The sequence below is a fragment of the Alphaproteobacteria bacterium genome, from assembly GCA_020638555.1.
GTDB lineage: Bacteria > Pseudomonadota > Alphaproteobacteria > Bin95 > Bin95 > JACKII01.
Window position 1 is genome coordinate 54,628 of sequence record JACKII010000006.1, and the last position, 17,764, is coordinate 72,391.

General features: G+C 68.0%; 15 protein-coding genes and 1 pseudogene. 11 read left to right on the plus strand and 5 right to left on the minus strand.

Translation table 11 applies throughout. The annotated features are described in order from the left end of the window. Positions 1-2: 2 nt before the first annotated feature. Entirely contained in the window at positions 3-1,613 is a 1,611-nt protein-coding gene (locus H6844_18080) for a gamma-glutamyltransferase family protein (protein ID MCB9931317.1), read from the minus strand. 198 nt (positions 1,614-1,811) lie between these two features. On the opposite strand from H6844_18080, the gene H6844_18085 reads away from it, so the two are divergent. The 7 genes and pseudogenes from H6844_18085 to H6844_18115 all read left to right on the plus strand — a co-directional run bounded on the left by H6844_18085 (position 1,812) and on the right by H6844_18115 (position 7,616). Then, the gene (locus H6844_18085; protein ID MCB9931318.1) at positions 1,812-3,002 is read left to right on the plus strand and encodes an MFS transporter; all 1,191 of its coding nucleotides are present in this window, start codon (positions 1,812-1,814) and stop codon (positions 3,000-3,002) included. A gap of 16 nt (positions 3,003-3,018) precedes the next feature. Further along, entirely contained in the window at positions 3,019-3,291 is a 273-nt protein-coding gene (locus tag H6844_18090) for a cupin domain-containing protein (GenBank protein ID MCB9931319.1), read from the plus strand. Positions 3,292-3,302: 11 nt separating this feature from the next. Continuing rightward, complete coding sequence (locus H6844_18095; GenBank protein ID MCB9931320.1) at positions 3,303-3,590, plus strand: hypothetical protein; 288 nt, start codon at positions 3,303-3,305, stop codon at positions 3,588-3,590. Positions 3,591-3,648: 58 nt separating this feature from the next. Continuing rightward, positions 3,649-4,491 (plus strand): diaminopimelate epimerase, encoded by an 843-nt coding sequence (locus H6844_18100; protein MCB9931321.1) that lies wholly within the window; start codon positions 3,649-3,651, stop codon positions 4,489-4,491. Continuing rightward, positions 4,488-5,735 (plus strand): tRNA (N(6)-L-threonylcarbamoyladenosine(37)-C(2))-methylthiotransferase MtaB, encoded by a 1,248-nt coding sequence (gene mtaB / locus H6844_18105; GenBank protein ID MCB9931322.1) that lies wholly within the window; start codon positions 4,488-4,490, stop codon positions 5,733-5,735. Before H6844_18100 ends, mtaB begins: the two co-directional genes overlap by 4 nt. A 231-nt stretch (positions 5,736-5,966) precedes the next feature. Further along, positions 5,967-6,902 (plus strand): annotated as a pseudogene (ftsY, locus tag H6844_18110) (signal recognition particle-docking protein FtsY). Positions 6,903-7,292: 390 nt separating this feature from the next. Further along, positions 7,293-7,616, plus strand: coding sequence for a multidrug efflux SMR transporter (locus H6844_18115; protein ID MCB9931323.1), 324 nt, complete (start codon positions 7,293-7,295; stop codon positions 7,614-7,616). 18 nt (positions 7,617-7,634) lie between these two features. Here the strand turns inward: H6844_18115 and H6844_18120 are convergent, their stop codons facing one another. Beyond that, positions 7,635-8,525 (minus strand): phytanoyl-CoA dioxygenase family protein, encoded by an 891-nt coding sequence (locus H6844_18120; GenBank protein ID MCB9931324.1) that lies wholly within the window; start codon positions 8,523-8,525, stop codon positions 7,635-7,637. Positions 8,526-8,594: 69 nt separating this feature from the next. Here H6844_18120 and H6844_18125 point away from each other — a divergent pair, with 69 nt between their 5' ends. Continuing rightward, on the plus strand, positions 8,595-9,710 hold the full coding sequence (locus H6844_18125) for an LLM class flavin-dependent oxidoreductase (GenBank protein MCB9931325.1): 1,116 nt from the start codon (positions 8,595-8,597) through the stop codon (positions 9,708-9,710). 318 nt (positions 9,711-10,028) lie between these two features. Here H6844_18125 and H6844_18130 read toward each other — a convergent pair whose 3' ends face one another. Continuing rightward, the gene (locus H6844_18130; protein ID MCB9931326.1) at positions 10,029-12,026 is read right to left on the minus strand and encodes a protein meaA; all 1,998 of its coding nucleotides are present in this window, start codon (positions 12,024-12,026) and stop codon (positions 10,029-10,031) included. A 209-nt stretch (positions 12,027-12,235) separates the two neighbouring features. On the opposite strand from H6844_18130, the gene ccrA reads away from it, so the two are divergent. Continuing rightward, positions 12,236-13,516, plus strand: coding sequence for a crotonyl-CoA carboxylase/reductase (gene ccrA, locus H6844_18135; GenBank protein ID MCB9931327.1), 1,281 nt, complete (start codon positions 12,236-12,238; stop codon positions 13,514-13,516). Positions 13,517-13,687: 171 nt separating this feature from the next. Here the strand turns inward: ccrA and H6844_18140 are convergent, their stop codons facing one another. Then, positions 13,688-14,938, minus strand: a complete 1,251-nt coding sequence (locus H6844_18140; protein MCB9931328.1) for a penicillin-binding protein activator — start codon at positions 14,936-14,938, stop codon at positions 13,688-13,690. 232 nt (positions 14,939-15,170) lie between these two features. Here H6844_18140 and H6844_18145 point away from each other — a divergent pair, with 232 nt between their 5' ends. Together H6844_18145 and H6844_18150 are read left to right on the plus strand one after the other, a co-directional pair. Next, the gene (locus tag H6844_18145; GenBank protein ID MCB9931329.1) at positions 15,171-16,121 is read left to right on the plus strand and encodes a D-2-hydroxyacid dehydrogenase family protein; all 951 of its coding nucleotides are present in this window, start codon (positions 15,171-15,173) and stop codon (positions 16,119-16,121) included. A gap of 40 nt (positions 16,122-16,161) precedes the next feature. After that, a complete protein-coding gene (locus H6844_18150; protein MCB9931330.1) occupies positions 16,162-16,617 on the plus strand; it encodes a CopD family protein in 456 nt (151 codons plus the stop codon). Positions 16,618-16,808: 191 nt separating this feature from the next. On the opposite strand, the gene H6844_18155 is transcribed toward H6844_18150, so the two are convergent. Further along, the gene (locus tag H6844_18155) at positions 16,809-17,729 is read right to left on the minus strand and encodes an SMP-30/gluconolactonase/LRE family protein (protein MCB9931331.1); all 921 of its coding nucleotides are present in this window, start codon (positions 17,727-17,729) and stop codon (positions 16,809-16,811) included. Between the last annotated feature and the right edge of the window lie 35 nt (positions 17,730-17,764).

Genomic DNA, 17,764 nt, shown 5'->3' on the forward strand with positions numbered 1-17,764 from the left:
AATCAGTCTCCGAGCGCGACGCCTTCCCGGCGCGGATCGACGCCGGCGACCAGGCCATTCGGCGTCAACAGGATCAGGTGCAGGCCGCTGGTCAACTCGCGGAGCTTAACCGTGTGGCCCAGCGCTTCCAAGCCCGGTGCCAGTTCGGCGGCGGTCGTGTCCGCCTCCAGTTCGGTGACGCCGCTGTTGCGGTCGATCACATGGCCGGCCTCCACCGCCTGTTGCGGGTGCTGGCCATGCCCCAGAACGCGCAACACCGCCCCGGCGGTGTAGCCAATGATCCGGCTGCCGCCCGGTGAGCCCGCGGCCAGAACCGGCCGGCCCTCGTCGTCGAATGCGATCACCGGTGCCATGGAGGAACGCGGCCGCTTGCCGGGCTCGACCCGGTTGGCGACCGGCAGGCTGTCTTTCTCCGGCGCGAACGCAAAATCGGTCAGCTCGTTGTTCAGCAGAAAGCCCCGCACCATCAGGTGCGAGCCATAGGCGGCCTCGACCGTCGTCGTCATCGAGACGACATTGCCCTCGCCATCCACCACCGAAAGGTGCGAGGTGCCTGCCTCCTTCAGGCCCGGATGCGGTGCGGCGTCGAGCAGGCCCTGGGATGCCGGCGGTTCGCCGGCGGCGACGTCAGTCAAGGTATGGTCCGGCGCGATCAGGGCGGCGCGGCGATCCAGATAGCCGGGGTCGAGCAGACCGGCGGTCGGTTGCGGCACGAAATCCGGGTCGGCCATGTAGCGGTTGCGGTCGGCGAAGGCGACCCTGCTCGCCTCGGCGAAACCGTGCGCCCACTCCACCGAGTCCGGGTCCAGCGCCGGCAGGCCCAGGCGCTCGGCAAAGCCCAGGATCATCAGCACTGTCAGCGGGCCGGAGGAGGGGGGCGGCATGCCGCAAACCCGATAGGCGAGGAAGGCGCCGCACACCGCCGGCCGCCGCTTCGCCGCATAGCCGGCCAGATCCGCCAGAGCCATGCCGCCCGGATTGGCCGCATAGCCCTGAATCGCCGCGACGATGTCCGCCGCGATCGGGCCGGTGTAGAGCGCGTCCGGGTTCGCAGCCAGCGCCGCCAGCGTCTCCGCCAGGGCGGGGTTTTTCAGAACATGACCCACCGGCCAGGGCTCGCCGTCGGAGTCCAGAAAATAGGCGGCCGCGGCCGGCGTCTTGTCCCAGCCCTTCTGGCTCGCCACCGACTCGTGAAAGCGCGGCGTCACGGCAAAGCCCTCCCGCGCCAGGCGGATCGCCGGCCGGAACAACTCGGCCCAGGGCAGTTTCCCGTGGTCGCGATGGGCGAGCGCCAGCATGCGCACCGTGCCCGGCACGCCGACCGGGCGGCCGCCGATGCGAGCCACCGACCACTTCATCGGCTGACCGTCGGCTGCGAGGAACAGGTCCGGCGTCGCCGCCGCCGGCGCGGTCTCGCGGCCGTCATAGGCGACCGGCCCGGCGTCGCCGGCGCGATAATGGACCAGGAACGCGCCGCCGCCGATACCGGAGGATTGGGGCTCGACCAGGGTCAGCACCATCTGCGCGGCCACCGCCGCATCGACTGCGCTGCCGCCGGCCTTCAGCACCTCATAGCCGGCCTCGCTCGCCAGCGGGTGCGCGGTCACGATCATGAACCGCCCCGCCGACGCACCGGCGGAAGCGAGCGTGAATGCCAGAACAATTGTCAGGGGAACAATCATCAGGGGACCGAACAGTCGGCAAAACATGGGGCACCACCCGCAGGAAGACGAATCCGCTCACAGTTTGGCGTGACAGTCGGGCGAACTCCAGCCACAATCGGACGGAACATCGTACGAGGATGGCGCCCCATGAGCACCGAACGCCTGCGCGTGCTGTTTTTGAACCTCGGTCATTTCACCGATCATTTCTGCATGCTGATCTTCGCCACCGCCGTCATCACCATGGCCGGCGAATTCCATATGAGCTATGGCGCGCTTCTGGCCGTCGCGACGCCGGGATTCGTGCTGTTCGGCGCCGCCGCGCTGGGCGCCGGCTGGCTCGGCGACCGCTGGAGCCGCAGTCATATGCTGGTGGTGTTCTTTTGCGGCACCGGCTTTGCGGCCGTCGTCGTCGGTATGGCGAACAGCGTCACCCAGATCGGTATCGGTTTGGCCCTGCTGGGCCTGTTCGCGGCGATCTACCACCCGGTCGGCATCGCCATGCTGGTGCAGGGCGCGCCGAAGCTGGGCCTGCGCCTGGGGGTGAACGGCATTTTCGGCAATATGGGAGTTGCCTTCGCCCCACTCGTCACCGGCGCCCTGGTGGCGGCGTTCGACTGGCGCATGGCCTTTATCGTTCCGGGCGTGGTCGCCATCGGCCTGGGGCTCGCCTTCTGGTGGTTTGCGGGGCAGGGCTATGCCGTCGTCCCGACCGGCGGCAAGACCCGCAAGGAGCCGGTGGGCTTCACCTTTGGCTGGCAGCGCGTGCTGGCCGTGGTCGCGGTGATGACGCTGGTGGGCGGCCTGGTGTTCAACTCCACCACCGTCGCCTTGCCGAAGCTGTTCGACGAGCGCCTCTCGGGCATTGCCGACAATCTGGTGGGCTTCACTGCCATGGCGGCCGTGGTCTATGCCGGCGCCAGCTTCGCGCAGCTCGCCAGCGGCATGGCCATCGACCGTTATGCGGTCAAGCCGGTGCTGCTGACCACCGTGGCCCTGCAAGTCATCATGATGCCCATCGTCGCCACCCAGACGGACTGGCCGCTGTTCGCTGCCAGTTTCGTCATGATGCTGGCGGTGTTCGGGCAGATCCCGATCACCGACGCGCTCATCACCCGCTACACGCCGGATGCGGTGCGCGGGCGGGTGTTCTCGATCAAGTATATTCTGAACCTGGGCGTCGGCTCGCTGGCGGTGCCCAGCATCTGGTACATGCACGAACAGGCCGGCGGCTTCCACGACCTGTTCCTGATGCTGACCGGGTGCGCGGCGGTGGTCCTGGTCGCGGCGGCCATTCTGCCCTATCGTCGCCACGGCGCCGAAGCCGTGGCCGCCGAGTGACTGAAGGAGATTTGCCATGAACACCGATGCCTTCATGGCCGACGCCAAGGCCGCTGGCTACACCGAGTTTTACGAGCGCGATCTGACCCAGGCGCTGGGTCCGGAGCCGCACACCCACGACTTCGACGCGCGCCTGCTGGTCACCGGCGGCTCGATCACGCTGACCATGAACGGGGCGACCACGACCTTTCAGGCCGGCGATAGCTGCGAGGTGCCACAGGGCACCGTGCACGCGGAAAATGTCGGCCCGGACGGGGTGACACTCCTGGTCGCCAAGCGCCAAGCCTGAGAGGCGAACCGGTGGCGTCCGACCCGGCCATCCTGGCCAAGATCGAATTCAGCATTCTGCGCTATCGCAACGGCAAGGGATCGTTCACCGCCCTGGTGAGCGACCTGGACGCCTGCACGCTCCGCATCGACGCGGATGCGCCCTATAAGTACGAGCTGCGGTCGAAATGGCTCGACCTGGAGGAGATGGGCGTTTCCGCCGCCGGCAAAGGCCGGTCCGAACCGCTCGCCGATCACCGGCGCATGGTCGATCTGGTGCTGGACGAGTTGATGGAACTGGCCCGGCATCACCGCGCCTAGCGGTGGCGCTGGCGATAGACATTCCGCCGCCTCGCGCCTATATCCCACCGTCATGACGATGGCGCCTCTCCCTTTCCGCAAGATGCACGGTCTCGGCAACGACTTTGTCGTGCTGGATGCGCGCGGCCGTGCGCTCGACCTGAGCGAGGCCCAGGTGCGCCGCATCTCCGACCGGCACACCGGCGTCGGCTGCGACCAGTTCATCATTGTCCGCCCGCCGAAGGCCGCCGCGGCCGATGCCTTCATGGAAATCCGCAACGCCGACGGCGCCGAGGTCGAGGCCTGCGGCAACGCCACCCGCTGCATCGCCAAGCTGCTGACGGCGGAGACCGGGCGCGACCGCGTCACCATCGAGACCGTCGCCGGCCTGCTGCTCGGTACGAAGACCGGCCGCGGCTACACCGTCGACATGGGCGAGGCGCGCACCGGCTGGCGCGACATCCCGCTGGCGCGCGAGTGCGACACGCTGCATGTGCCGCTCGACCGGGAAGATGTGCCGGCGCCGGTCGCCACCAATATCGGCAATCCGCACGCCACCTTCTTTGTGGAGGATGCGGAGGCGGTGGACCTCGCCGCCATCGGCCGCGGTCTGGAGCATCATCCGATGTTTCCGGCCCGCGCCAATATCGGCTTTGCCAGCCTCACCGCGCCGGACACGCTGCGGCTGCGGGTCTGGGAGCGGGGCGTCGGCATCACGCTCGCCTGCGGCTCGGCCGCCTGCGCCGCCGTGGTGGCCAGCGCCCGCCGCGGCCTGACCGGCCGGCGCATCCGCATCGACATGGATGGCGGCCCGCTGTTCCTGGAATGGCTCGACAACGGCCATGTGTTGATGACCGGCGGCGCGAGCGAGGTCTATGAAGGGGTGATCCTGCCCTCGCTGCTGGCGGAGCCGGCGCCGTGAGCGGGCCGGAGGTGCTGAATTTCGGCTGCCGTCTCAACGCCTATGAGGCGGAGGTGATGCGCACCCTGGCGCCGGACGCGAGCGGCGCCATCATCGTCAACACCTGCGCCGTCACGTCGGAAGCGGAACGGCAGGCCCGCCAGGCCATCCGCCGCGCCCGGCGCGAACACCCCTCGGCCCGGATCGTCGTGACCGGCTGCGCCGCCCAGATCGCGCCGGCAAACTGGCTGAACATGCCGGAGGTCGACTCCGTCCTGGGCAACCAGGAAAAGCTCGACGCCGGCGCCCTGAAGGAAGCCCTGAAGCCCGAGGGCGCTGCCCTCCAGGTCAACGACATCCAGATGGCGCGTGAGACCGCGGCCCACCTGATCGACGGCTTCGACGGCCGCACCCGCGCCTTTGTCGAGGTGCAGCAAGGCTGCGACCATCGCTGCACCTTCTGCATCATCCCCTATGGCCGTGGCCCGAACCGATCCGTGCCGCTCGGCGTGCTGGTGGAGCAGGTGCGCGGCCTTGTGGCCAAGGGGTTCCGGGAAATCGTGCTGACCGGCGTCGACGTCACCGCCTATGGCGCGGACCTGCCGGGTGCGCCGCGCCTCGGCCAGATGATCCGCCGCCTGCTGGCCTGCGTGCCGGAACTGCCGCGCCTGCGCCTGTCCTCCCTGGACGTGGCCGAGGTCGATGCGGATCTCTGGCGCCTGATCGCCGAGGAAGAGCGGCTGATGCCGCACCTGCATCTCTCGCTGCAAGCGGGCGCCGACCTGATCCTGAAGCGCATGAAGCGCCGCCATTTGCGTGACCAGGCCATCGCCTTCTGCCGCGAGGCGCGCGCACTGCGCCCGGACCTGACCTTCGGCGCCGACCTGATCGCCGGCTTCCCGACCGAAACCGACGCGCATTTCCGCCAAAGCCTCGACTTGGTGGAGGAATGCGGCCTGACCTGGCTGCACGTCTTCCCCTATTCCGCGCGCCAGGGCACGCCCGCCGCGCGCATGCCCCAACTGCCGGGGCCGGTGCGCAAGGAGCGCGCCGCCCGCCTGCGCACCGCGGGCGACCGGGCCGTGGCCGCCTATCTCGCCTCGCGCATCGGCCGCGAGGAGCGCGTGCTGATCGAGACGCCGGGTCGTGGCCGCACCGAGGGCTTTGCCGAGGTTCGGCTCGACCCCGCCCTGCCGGAAGGCGCCATCGTCGCCCGCACCATCACCGGCGTTGCCGATGGCCATTTGCTGGCCGACGCCGCATAATCCGGTCCATGCCTCGCCATTCCATTCTCCGCGCCGTTTCTTCTTGGGCAGGGCAGCATACGCCCTACGGCGCTTCATCCCGAGTAGGCGCAAAGCGCCGTATCGAGGGACGCCGTCACGCCCCCTCGATACGCCTCGGACTGCGTCCGCGGCTACTCGGGATGAAGCCGGGGGTGGGCCTCTCCGTCTCGGTGGCCTCTTGCGCACGACTCCATCCAAAGGCCCTTTGCAATGGCTGACGAATCGAAACGCCGCGGCTTTTTCGGCCGCCTCCGCGCCGGCCTTGCCCGCTCGACCGAGCGGCTGACCGGTGGCATCGGCGGCATTTTCTCCGCCAAACGCCGCCTGGACGACGAGGCGCTGGAGGAGTTGGAAGAGGTCCTGATCATGGCGGACCTCGGCCCCGCCACCGCCGCCAAGCTGACCGCCAATCTGGCGCGCGAGAAGTTCGACAAGGAGGTGACCGACCAGGAGGTGCGCGAGGCCTTTGCCGAGGACATTGCGGGCCTGCTGGAGCCGGTGGCCCATCCGCTGGAAATCGACCCGGCGCGCAAGCCGCACGTGGTGCTGGTGGTCGGCGTCAACGGCGTCGGCAAGACCACGACCATCGGCAAGCTGGCGCAGCAGTTCCGGGCCGAGGGCAAGAGCGTGTTCATGGCCGCAGGCGACACCTTCCGCGCCGCCGCGGTCGAGCAATTGCAGATCTGGGCGGACCGCACCGGGGCCCAATTCGTCTCCGGCAAGCACGGGGCGGATGCCGCAGGCCTGGCGTTCGGCGCGCTGGAGCAGGCGCAGGCGGCGGGGGCCGACGTGCTGCTGATCGATACCGCCGGCCGGCTGCACAACAAAGACAACCTGATGGCCGAGTTGCAGAAAATCGCCCGCGTCATCAAGAAACTCGATCCGGAGGCGCCGCACGACACCGTGCTGATCCTGGACGCCACCACCGGCCAGAACGCCCACTCCCAGGTCGAGACCTTCCAGGCCATGGTCAACATTTCCGGCCTGATCGTGACCAAGCTGGACGGCACCGCCCGCGGCGGCGTGCTGGTGGCGCTGGCCGACAAGTTCGGCCTGCCCGTGCACGCCATCGGCGTCGGCGAGAGCGCCGAAGACATGCGCCCCTTCCGGCCCGAGGATTATGCCCGCTCCCTCATGGGCCTGAACCGCGATGAGGCCGCGCCGATCATGGAGCCGGTGGCGGAGTTCGCCGAACCGGTGGCCGCGCCTGAGCTGGAGCCGGAGCTTGCCGATCCGGAACCCGAGGCCGAGGAACCCGAACCGGAAGCGCTCGCCCTGGAGCCGGACGCCGAGGAACCCGAGCCGGAAGCGCTCGTCCTGGGGCCGGAGGCCGAGGAATCCGAACCGGAAGCGCTCGTCCTGGAGCCGGACGCCGAGGAACCCGAACCGGAAATCCTCGACCTGACGGTGGAAGCCACGGAACCCGAACCCGAGCCTGAACCCGCGCTTGAATCCGAGGCGCCCGAGCCGGAAGCGGAGGAAAAGCCCGCGCCCCGCAAGCGACGCCTGTTCGGGCTGCGCTGGTAAGGGGGCGGCGTGGCCTGGCTGCTGCTCGCCGTCACCGTGGCGCTGGAAGTGCTCGCCACCACCCTGCTCAAACTCTCCGGCGGCCCGTCCGAACGGCCGCTGGTGTTCGCGGGCTCGATGCTCAGCTACGGCATTTGCTTCTGGGCGCTGTCGCTGGCCTTCCGCACCATTCCGTTCACCATCGCCTATGCGATCTGGGCCGGCGCCGGCATGGCGCTGATCGTGCTGATCGGCGTGTTCTGGTTCCGCGAGCCGATGACGGCGCTGAAACTGGTCTTCCTGGCCATGATCGCCGTCGGCACCGTCGGCTTGAAGCTTATGGACGGAAAATAGCGCGCGTCCGCGCCGGCCTCACTCCGCGGCGGTTTTCTGCGCGGCAAAGATCGAGGTGTAGCCGATCTTGTCCCATTCCGGCGGCACCTCGCACGGGCGCGGGTCCAGGTGGACGAAGCGGGCGCGCTGGCCGCGGACGATCTCGCCGGACCGGCTCGTCGGCGTCGGCGAGACGGTCCAGGGGAAGGCATCGGCCGAACTGTAGACATTCAGCAGCAGCGGCCGCACGCGCGCGGTCTTGTTCGCGAACGAGGCGTGGATGGTCCGGCAGTTGATCGCGATCACGGTGCCGGCCGGCCCGGTCAGGTTCACCGCTGTCTCCAGATGCGCCTGCGCCTCGTCCGCGGCGGAGAGGTGGCCGGTCCACCGGCCATCCGGGCCGAACTGGGTGTAGAGCGGCCCGTCATGGCTGCCCGGCACGCAGGCGAGCGGGCCTTCGTCCTCGCCGACATCGTCCAAATGAATGCCGAGCGTAACGGGGCTGTAATTGGTGTGCGGCCAGGCGTTGATGTCCTGGTGCCATTTCACCAGCTCGCCCGTTCCCGGCCATTTGTAGTTCAGCTTGCAGCTGTGGAACGTCACGTCCGGGCCGACGAGATCGGCGGCAATGCGGGTCATGACATCGCCGGCGGCGACGTCCCAGAACAGCGGGTCGGCGTCGACGGGCTTGCGCAGCCGGCGCACATGCGGCTGCTCCGGCGAGTGGTTGGCCCCCAGGTCGAAAAACTCGTTCGGCCCGCTGACGCTGCGGCTCTTGTCCAGGAACTCATCGGATTTGGCGCGAATGGCGGCCAGCAGGTCGGGCGGCACCGCGCCGGGAACGGCGACGAAGCCGTCGCGGAAATAGGCCTCGCGCTGGGCCGGGGTGAGGGCAAGCGGCGCGTGGGAAAGGATGTCTTCCGGGGTCATGGGGCGTTTCCATTGCGCTTCGGGCGGCATTTGCGCCATCCTAGCACGAACACTCTGGAGGACCAGCCCATGCCCATCCGCCTCACCGGCATGATCGGCGTTGCACCGCCGTCGGACGAGAACACCGTTCATATTATCACCGGCGGTATCAGCCGCGACTACACCCGCGATTTCGCCCGCGCCCACGACACCGCCGGGTTCGACTGGACCCTGGTCGGCTATTCCTCGCGCTCGGCCGATGGCTTCGGCGTGGCGCATTTCTGCGCGGCACACACCGAGCGCCTGGGGTATCTGATCGCGCACCGGCCGGGCTTTGTCGCGCCGACGCTGGCGGCGCGCAAGTTCGCGACCTTCGACACGCTCTGGGCGACCGACGACGGTCTGCCGCGCATGGGCTTGCACATCATCACCGGCGCCGCCGATGCGGAGATGGCGCGCGACGGCGACTGGTCCGACAAGGCGACGCGCTACCGCCGCTCCGGCGAGTATGTGGCGATCATGCGTAACGAGTGGGCCGGCGGGCCGTTCGACTTCGACGGCGAGTTCTACCAGGTTCGCGACGGCGGTTCCGACGTGCTGCCGCATCAGCGCCCGGCGCCGCCGGTGCTGTTCGGCGGCTCCTCCGAGGAGGCGTTGGAGATGGGGGCGGAGCATTGCGATATCTTCGCGATTTTCGGCGAGCCCCGCGCCCAGGCGGCCGAGCGCATGGCCGACTTCCGTGCCCGCTCTGCCAAATACGACCGCCCGTTCGGCAAGGAGCCGGGCTTCAACATGTCGCTCCGCCCAATCATTGCCGAGACGGAGGGCGAGGCCTGGGACAAGGCCCATCGCATCCTGACCGGCGTGCGCGAGCAGTTGGGCGGCCGCAACCTGCCGGCCGAGAGCGCCTCTGCCGAGCGCATGCTCGCCATCGCCGCCCAGGGCGAGGTGCACGACGAGCGCCTGTTCATGGGCATTGCCGAGGCCATGGGTGCGCGCGGCAACACCGCCTGCCTGGTCGGCACGCCGGAGCAGGTGGCCGAGGGCGTCCTGGAATACTACAAGCTGGGGATTGACGGCATTCTGCTCCGCGGCTTCGACCCGCTCGCCGATGCGCTGGAGTTCGGCCGCGAACTGATCCCCCGCATCCGCGAAGGCGCCGCCGCCATCGACGCAACGCGGGGACACGCGCAAGCGGCGGAATAAGCCGCCGCAACCGACCGCCCCGGCTTTCCCGGCCGCCGCCCGCCCTTGGGCGGGAGAGAGCCGGGACCCCTGTCCGTGCGAAGCGCCGCTGCCGGACGCTCGCCCCGGTCCGAGGTCCCGGATCACGCGTCCGGGAAAGTTCGTCAGGGAGGCGTCGCAACCCGCTCCTAAGCTTTCCCGGCCGCGCCCGCCCTTGGGCGGGGAAGAGCCGGGATCCCTTGCCGTGCGAAGCGCCGCTGCCGGAGCCCTGCCCCGGCCGGAGATCCCGGATCGCGCGGACGCGCGTCCGGGAAAGCTCCGGCGGGAAGCGGAAGGGGGTTACTCCGCGGCGGAGGTGTTGCGGCGGAGGTAGCGGGCCTCGGCGATGCCGGTGACGTCGTCGAGAATGGCGGCGATGTCGAAGTCTTTCGGCGTGAACACCGCGGCAATGCCGTTGGCCTCTAATGTCGCGGCGTCCTTCGGCGGGACGATGCCGCCGATGATGATGGGCAAATGGCCCAGGCCGCGCTCCGCCAGCGCATCGCGCACCGCCTCGGCCAGCACCATGTGGCTGCCGGAGAGGATGGAAAGGCCGATCAGGTCCGCGCCTTCCGACAGGGCCAGTTCGGCGATCTCGTCCGGAGTCTGGCGGATACCCTTGTAAATGATGGCGAACCCGGCGCTCTGAGCGCGTAGCGCAATCTGCTCGGCACCGTTCGAGTGGCCGTCCAGGCCGGGCTTGCCGACCAGGAAGCGGGGCGTGTGCCCCAGCACCTCGGCCAGTGCGGCGACACGGGCGGCGAGGGGGCCTTCCGGCTGCACCAGGTCGCTGCTGCCGATGCCCGTCGGCGGTCGGTACTGGCCGAACACCTGGCGCAGCGCCTCGCCCCATTCGCCGGTGGTGACACCGGCGCGGGCGGCCGCCACGGATGCCGGCATGATGTTGCGGCGCTCGCGGGCGGCGCTGTCCAGATCGGCCAGCGCGGCGGTCACCGAGGCGCCGTCGCGGGCGGCCTTCCAGGCCCGCATCTTGGCGATTTCCTCGGCCTCGACCGCGGGATCGACGCTCAGCACCGCGCCGTCCTCGCCGGAGGTGAGCGGCGACTCCGCGGTTTCGGTATAGCGGTTGACGCCGACCACGGTCAGGTCGCCGGCCTCGATGGCGCGGCGGCGTGCGGCATGGGCCGCCACCAGTTCGCGCTTCAGATAGCCGGACTCGAGCGCGGCGACGACGCCGCCTTCGGCAGCCACAAGGGCGATTTCCGCGTTCGCCGCCGCGGTCAGTTCGCGCACCTTGGCGTCGATGGCGGGGTTGCCCGCGAAAATGTCGCGGAACTCCAGCAGGTCGGTCTCGAAGGCCAGCACCTGTTGCAGGCGCAGGCTCCATTGCTGGTCCCAGGGACGCGGCAGGCCCATGGCCTCGTTCCAGGCCGGCAACTGCACCGCGCGGGCGCGGGCGTCCTTCGACAGCGTGACGGCGAGCGTCTCCAGCAGGATGCGATAGACGTTGTTTTCCGGCTGGCTTTCGGTCAGGCCGAGCGAGTTGACCTGCACGCCATAGCGGAACCGGCGCATTTTCGGGTCTTCGACGCCATAACGGCTGCGGCAGATCTCATCCCACATCTCCGTAAACGCCCGCATCTTGCAGATTTCCGTCAGGAAACGGATGCCGGCGTTCACGAAAAAGCTGATGCGGCCGACAATGCGGGGGAAGTCGGCTGGCGGCACCTGGCCGCTGGCCTTGACCCCGTCCAGCACGGCGCAGGCATTGGCGAGCGCGAATGCCAGTTCCTGCACCGGTGTCGCGCCGGCTTCCTGGAGATGGTAGCTGCAAATGTTCAGCGGGTTCCAGCGCGGCACCTCGTTCGCGCACCAGACGATCGTGTCGGTGGTCAGTTGCAGCGAGGCGCCGGGCGGGAAGATATACGTGCCGCGCGAGAGATACTCTTTGACGATGTCGTTCTGGGTGGTGCCGTTGAGCCTGGCCCGGTCCGCGCCCTGTTCCTCCGCCGCGACCACATACAGCGCCAGCAGCCAGGCGGCGGTGGCGTTGATGGTCATCGACGTGTTCATCTCGGCCAGCGGGATGCCGTCGAACAGGGTGCGCATGTCGCCCAGATGCCCGACCGGCACGCCCAGCTTGCCGACCTCGCCGCGCGCCATCAGATGGTCGGCGTCATAGCCCGTCTGCGTCGGCAGGTCGAAGGCGACCGAGAGGCCGGTCTGCCCCTTGGCCAGATTGGTCTTGTAGAGCGCATTGCTGGCCGTGGCCGTGGAATGGCCGGCATAGGTGCGGAACAGCCAGGGCTTATCGCGGGTTTGGCTTTCGCGGTGCAAAATGTCGCTCCTTATGCATCATGGCGGCGCACGGACGGATAATACCGTCAATTCAATTTCATTGCGAGAGGGCGGATAACACAGTTGGAAAATTACTCTCAAGAAAAATTTTTCGAAATTTTCTTTCAAAAATGGATTGCGCCGGTTAGGGTGGCTGGGTATATGCATCGCAACAACCGTACTGAGCAGTCGCAGGAGACCGGACCGCTATGGCCGAACCCGCCACCGTCGTTCCGCTGCATCCGGAAGGGAACGCTCCCCGCAAGGATCTTTACGAAGTCGGGGAAATTCCTCCGCTGGGCCACGTGCCGCGCCAGATGTATGCGTGGGCCATCCGACAGGACCGCCACGGCCCGCCGGATACGGCCATGCAGCAGGAGGTCGTCGAGACCCCGTCGATCCGCGATGACGAAGTGCTGGTCATGGTGATGGCCGCCGGCGTGAACTACAACGGCATCTGGGCCGCGCTCGGCAAGCCGATCACGCCGTTCGCGATCCACAAGGCGCCGTATCACATTGCCGGTTCCGACGCGGCCGGCGTGGTCTGGGCCGTCGGTGCGCGCGTGTCGCGTTGGAAGGTGGGCGACGAGGTCGTGATCCACTGCAACCAGGACGATGGCGACGACGAGGAATGCAATGGCGGCGACCCGATGCTGTCGCCCTCGCAGCGCATCTGGGGTTATGAGACGCCGGACGGCAGCTTTGCCCAGTTCTGCTGCGTGCAGGCGCGCCAGCTCATGCCGCGGCCGAAGCACCTGACCTGGGAGGAAAGCGGCTGCTACACGCTGACGCTCGCCACCAGCTATCGCATGTTGTTCGGCCACCGTCCGCACATTCTGCGGCCGGGCGACAATGTGCTGGTCTGGGGTGCCGCCGGCGGCATTGGCTCCATGGCGGTGCAGTTGATCGCGACGGCGGGCGCCAACGCCATCGGCGTGATCAGCGACCCATCCAAGCGCAATTTCGTCATGAGCCTGGGCGCCAAGGGCGTCGTCAACCGCAACGACTTCGACTGCTGGGGCCAGTTGCCCGACGTCGACGATGCGGAGACCTATGCCGCCTATGCCAAAAAGGTCCGCGCCTTCGGCCGGGCGATCTGGGACGTCACCGGCGGTGTCGACGTCGACTTCGTGTTCGAACACCCGGGCGAGCAGACTTTCCCGGTCTCGTGCTTCGTGGTGAAGCGCGGCGGCATGGTCGTGTTCTGTGCCGGCACCACCGGCTACAACCTGACCTTCGACGCACGCTTTGTCTGGATGCGCCAGAAGCGCATTCAGGGCAGCCACTTCGCCAACCTGAAGCAGGCGAGTGAGGCGAACCGGCTGATGGTCGAAGGCCGTCTCGACCCTTGCATGAGCGAGGTGTTCGGCTGGGACGACATCCCGCGCGCGCACATGCAGATGCTGCAGAACAAGCACAAGCCGGGCAATATGGCCGTGCTGGTGCAGGCAAAGCGCCCCGGCCTGCGCTCGCTGGAGGAGTCGGCCTGACGCCGGACGTCGGCGTGCCCCGGCCGTCGCGGAGCGGCGAGCCGGGATCCGTCGCTCTCGCGAACACCGCCCGCGCCGGTGTTCGCACGCTGAGACCGGCCCCGGATGGCGGCTCCGCCACCTCCGGGGATCGAAGGCCGTCCGCCTGAGACGGCGCTCGCGCCCTCGCGGTTACGAGGCGGGCAGGGTCGCCGGGCCCGTCAACGGCTTCGCCCCTTCCGGCGTGATCTGATAGATGGTGAGGGGCGCCTGCATGCGGTTGTCCGTGCCGAACCGCACGGTTCCACCGAGGCCGGTAAAGCCTTGCGGCGACTGCACGAACCGCCCGTCAACCGGGCGAACCCCATTGCTTGCCGCCGTGGCGGCGACGCGGGCGGCGTAGTAGCCCAGCACGGCAATCGGGTCCGGGTCCTCCTGGTAGTGGGAGCGATAGGACAGCAGGAACGGTTCCAACGCCTGGCGGTCCATGGCCGTGTACCAGGCGTTGTGGAAGGATGGCTCGCGGGCCAGCGCGTCCTGCTCCCAGACATTGGTTCCCACCAGTTGGGCGAAGGGCAGGCCGGCATTGTAGAGATCGAGCATCGAGCCGACCGCGACCAGATTGTTGTCGCCGAAGGGCAACAGCACCGCGTCGAAGTCGTCGGCGGGCATTGCGTCCACGCCCTCGATCCGTCCGACCACCTCGGATATCGCCTGGTTGCGGCCGCGGCTGATGTGCTGGTTGTAGACCGACGCCATGCCCAGCAGCATGCGCTGGCGAATGCTGCCGTCGGGGAACCGGCTGGCTTCCGAGCGCAACAGGGCGGCCGGGTTGTCCGACCGGCGCACCTGCGGCACCAGGCGCGATTCGTAGGCCCGCCAGTCGCCGCGACGGCGGTCATAGTCCGTCACTTGCTTCACTTGCTGCGAGATGGTGTTGAAATCCGCGTTCGGATCGAACACCGCCGACCGGACCAGCGTGACCTGCCCCAGCACCGCCAGTCGCTGCACCGCATTGATGGTGCGGTGGGTGTACTCGTTATCCGGCCCGAAAATCAGCAGCCGCCGTTTGCCGGTTTGGCCCAGCGATTGCGCCAGCGCTTCGACCTGGCTATCGACGCTGACGCCCATGACAAACACGTTGCCGCCGGCCATGGCCGTGTCGTTGGTGAAGGTCAGGATCGCCGTATTGGAGGCGGCCAGCGCGTTCCGGACCGGCGGCACGTTCTGGCTGAACAGCGGGCCGATGACCATGTCCACCCGTTGTTGCTGCGCGTTGGCGGCGGCGGCGGCGGCGCCGGAAACCGTGCCGCCCGTATCCATCGGCACCAGTTCGAACGCGGCCTGCTGGCCTTCGAAAAGAGCGATGGCCGCCGCGTTCACGAGTTGTTGACCGATGGGCGCATAGTCGCCGGTCAATGGCGCCAGCACCGCCACGCGCATGGGACCGGTCGTCGGCGGCGGCGGGCGGCTGGCCGTGGAGGATGTCGCGGGGGCGCGCGGTGACTGAACGGCCACGCCACCGCAGGCCGCGACGGTCAGGGCCAGCCCGATGGCGGCCAACGCTCTCCAAATCCGCTTGCGATGCATCGCATTATCCCTGTTCATCGTTACCGGGACACGATAGGGGATAGTACGCAAAACTACCAGACCGCGATCAAGGGAGACCCAAGCGATGCGTGTCGCCGTCCTGGACGATTATCAGCATGTGGCGATGACCATGGCCGACTGGACGCAGTTGCCGGGCGACGTGATCGTGACCTGCTTCACCGACCACCAACCGGCTCCGGATGTGCTGGCCGAGCGCCTCAGCGGATACGAGATCGTGTGCATCATGCGCGAGCGCACGCCGTTCACGCGCGAGGTCTTCACGAAACTGCCGGACCTGAAACTGCTGATCACCACGGGCATGCGCAACGCGTCGGTGGATATGCAGGCGGCTGCCGATCACGGCGTGACGGTTTGCGGCACGTCCGGCAGCGGTCATCCGACGCCGGAGCTGGCCTTCGGCCTGATCCTCAGCCTCGCCCGCAACATTCCGAACGAAAACGCCGCCATGCGCCACGGCCACTGGCAGACCAAGGTTGGTCTTGGCCTGAAAGGCCGGACGCTCGGCCTTTTGGGGCTGGGCAAGCTCGGCAGCCGGGTGGCGCAATACGCGCAGGCGTTCGAAATGAACCTCATCGCCTGGAGCCAGAACCTGACCGCGGAGGCCGCTGCGGCCAAGGGCGTGCAGCGGGTGGAAAAGGACGAGTTGTTCCGGCAGTCCGATTTCCTCTCGGTGCATCTGGTGCTGAGCGAGCGCTCGCGCGGCCTGGTCGGTGCGCGCGAACTGGGGCTGATGAAGCCTACGGCCTATATCGTCAACACCTCCCGCGGGCCGATCATCGACGAGGCCGCCCTGGCCGAGGCCTTGCAGCAGCGCCGGATTGCCGGCGCGGGGCTCGATACCTATGGCGTCGAGCCGGTGCCGAAGGATTGCCCGTTCCTCGACCTGCCGAACACGGTGCTGACCCCGCATCTGGGCTATGTCACCGAGGACACCTACGAGATCTTCTATGGCGAGACCGTGGAAAACATCCTCGCCTGGTTGAAGGGCGAGCCGGTCCGCGTGATCACGGCCTGAGCGCCGCCCGAACTCCGCGAAACAAGGATAGATCGCGATGATTGCCGTCATGACAGCGCTGCATGCGCTGGCCGCCGTCATTTGGGTCGGCGGCATGTTCTTTGCCTATATGGCGTTGCGGCCGAGCGTCGGCCCGCTGGCGCCGCCGGAGCGCGTGGCATTGTGGGCGCGCGTGTTCGGGCGCTTTTTTCCGTGGGTTTGGGTCGCCGTTGCCGTGCTGCTGGCGAGCGGTTTCTGGATCATCCTGGTGGGGTGGGGCGGGTTTGCCTCGGCCGGCAAGCACGCTCATTATATGATGCTGCTGGGCCTGATCATGATGGCCCTGTTCGCCCACCTCTATTTTGCGCCCTTCCGCCGGCTGAAAGCCGCGGTGGCCGCCGGCGACACGCCGACCGCGGCCAAGCAGATCGGCCAGATCCGCTGGATCGTCGCCATCAATCTGCTGCTGGGCCTTGTCACCGTCGTCATTGGCGCCAGCGGCCGTTACTGGGGCTGACGTCCGGCCCGCTTCTTACCACTCACCATCCCTCGGCGTCATTGCGAGCCCGCAAGGCGGGCGCGGCAATCCAGGAAAGTCACGGCTTGGCAACGGGGCGTTTCTGGATTGCTTCGCCTTCGGCTCGCAATGACGCCGGGAGGCGGGAAGGGGCTCGCCATTGTCCCCCAACAAGACGATTGGCCTTCTGCCTACTGGTGCGAGTAGAGCGTGGCGCCGGCTACGGGCAGGGTGGCTTTCAGGATGGTGCCGGTGTCGCTCTCGGTGATGTAGAGGTCTTTGTTCTCCGGCCCGCCGAACGCGACATTGGTGGTGGAGCGGCCCTTCGGCGAGTTCACCCGATAGATCGGCTGGCCCAGCTTGTCGAGCACCCAGATGGCGCCCAGACCCACATGGGAAATCACCAGCCCGCCGTCAGCGGTGATCGAAATCCCGTCCGGCCCGGTGCCGCCCGACATCTGAATGAAATTGCCGACCTTGCTGGCCGCGCCGTCCAGCATGATCGGCACGCGCCAGACCGCGTTCGCCCGCGTCACCGCCACGTAGAGAATCTTGTCGTCCAGGCTCCAGACCAGCCCGTTCGGGCTTGGAATGCCGGATAGCAGGCAGTCGAGCCTGCCGTCCGGGGTCAGGCGGAACACCCGGCCGGTCGGGTCCTGCAGGCCGGTCTGGCCCTGGTCGGTCCAGGCGAGCGTGCCGTCGCTGGCAAAGGCGAGGTCGTTGCAGCCCTTGAACGCTTCCAGCCGGAAGCGGGTGCAATGCTCGGTGACGGCGCCGGTGTCGGGGTTCAGCTCCATGATGCCGTTCTTGTAATCGGCGATGAAAATGCGGCCGTCCTTGTGAATGCGCAGGCCGTTCGGTTCGCCGTCGTATTCGGCCACCAGATCGACCGTGCCGTCCGGCTTGGCGCGGAAAATCCGGCCCCAGGGGATGTCGACGAAATAGAGATTGCCGGCGCGGTCGAAGCTCGGCCCCTCGACGAAACAGTCCTTGGGCAGGCCCTGGCGGTTGATATCCGCCCAGACCGAGCGCTGGCCATGCCGGCGATAGGCTTCCGGCACTTCGCAGAACACTTCGGCGGTGATGACTTCGGGCGGGGGAAACCAGGACATGGGCGCGATCCTCGCAAATGCGGTTGGGTGACGGT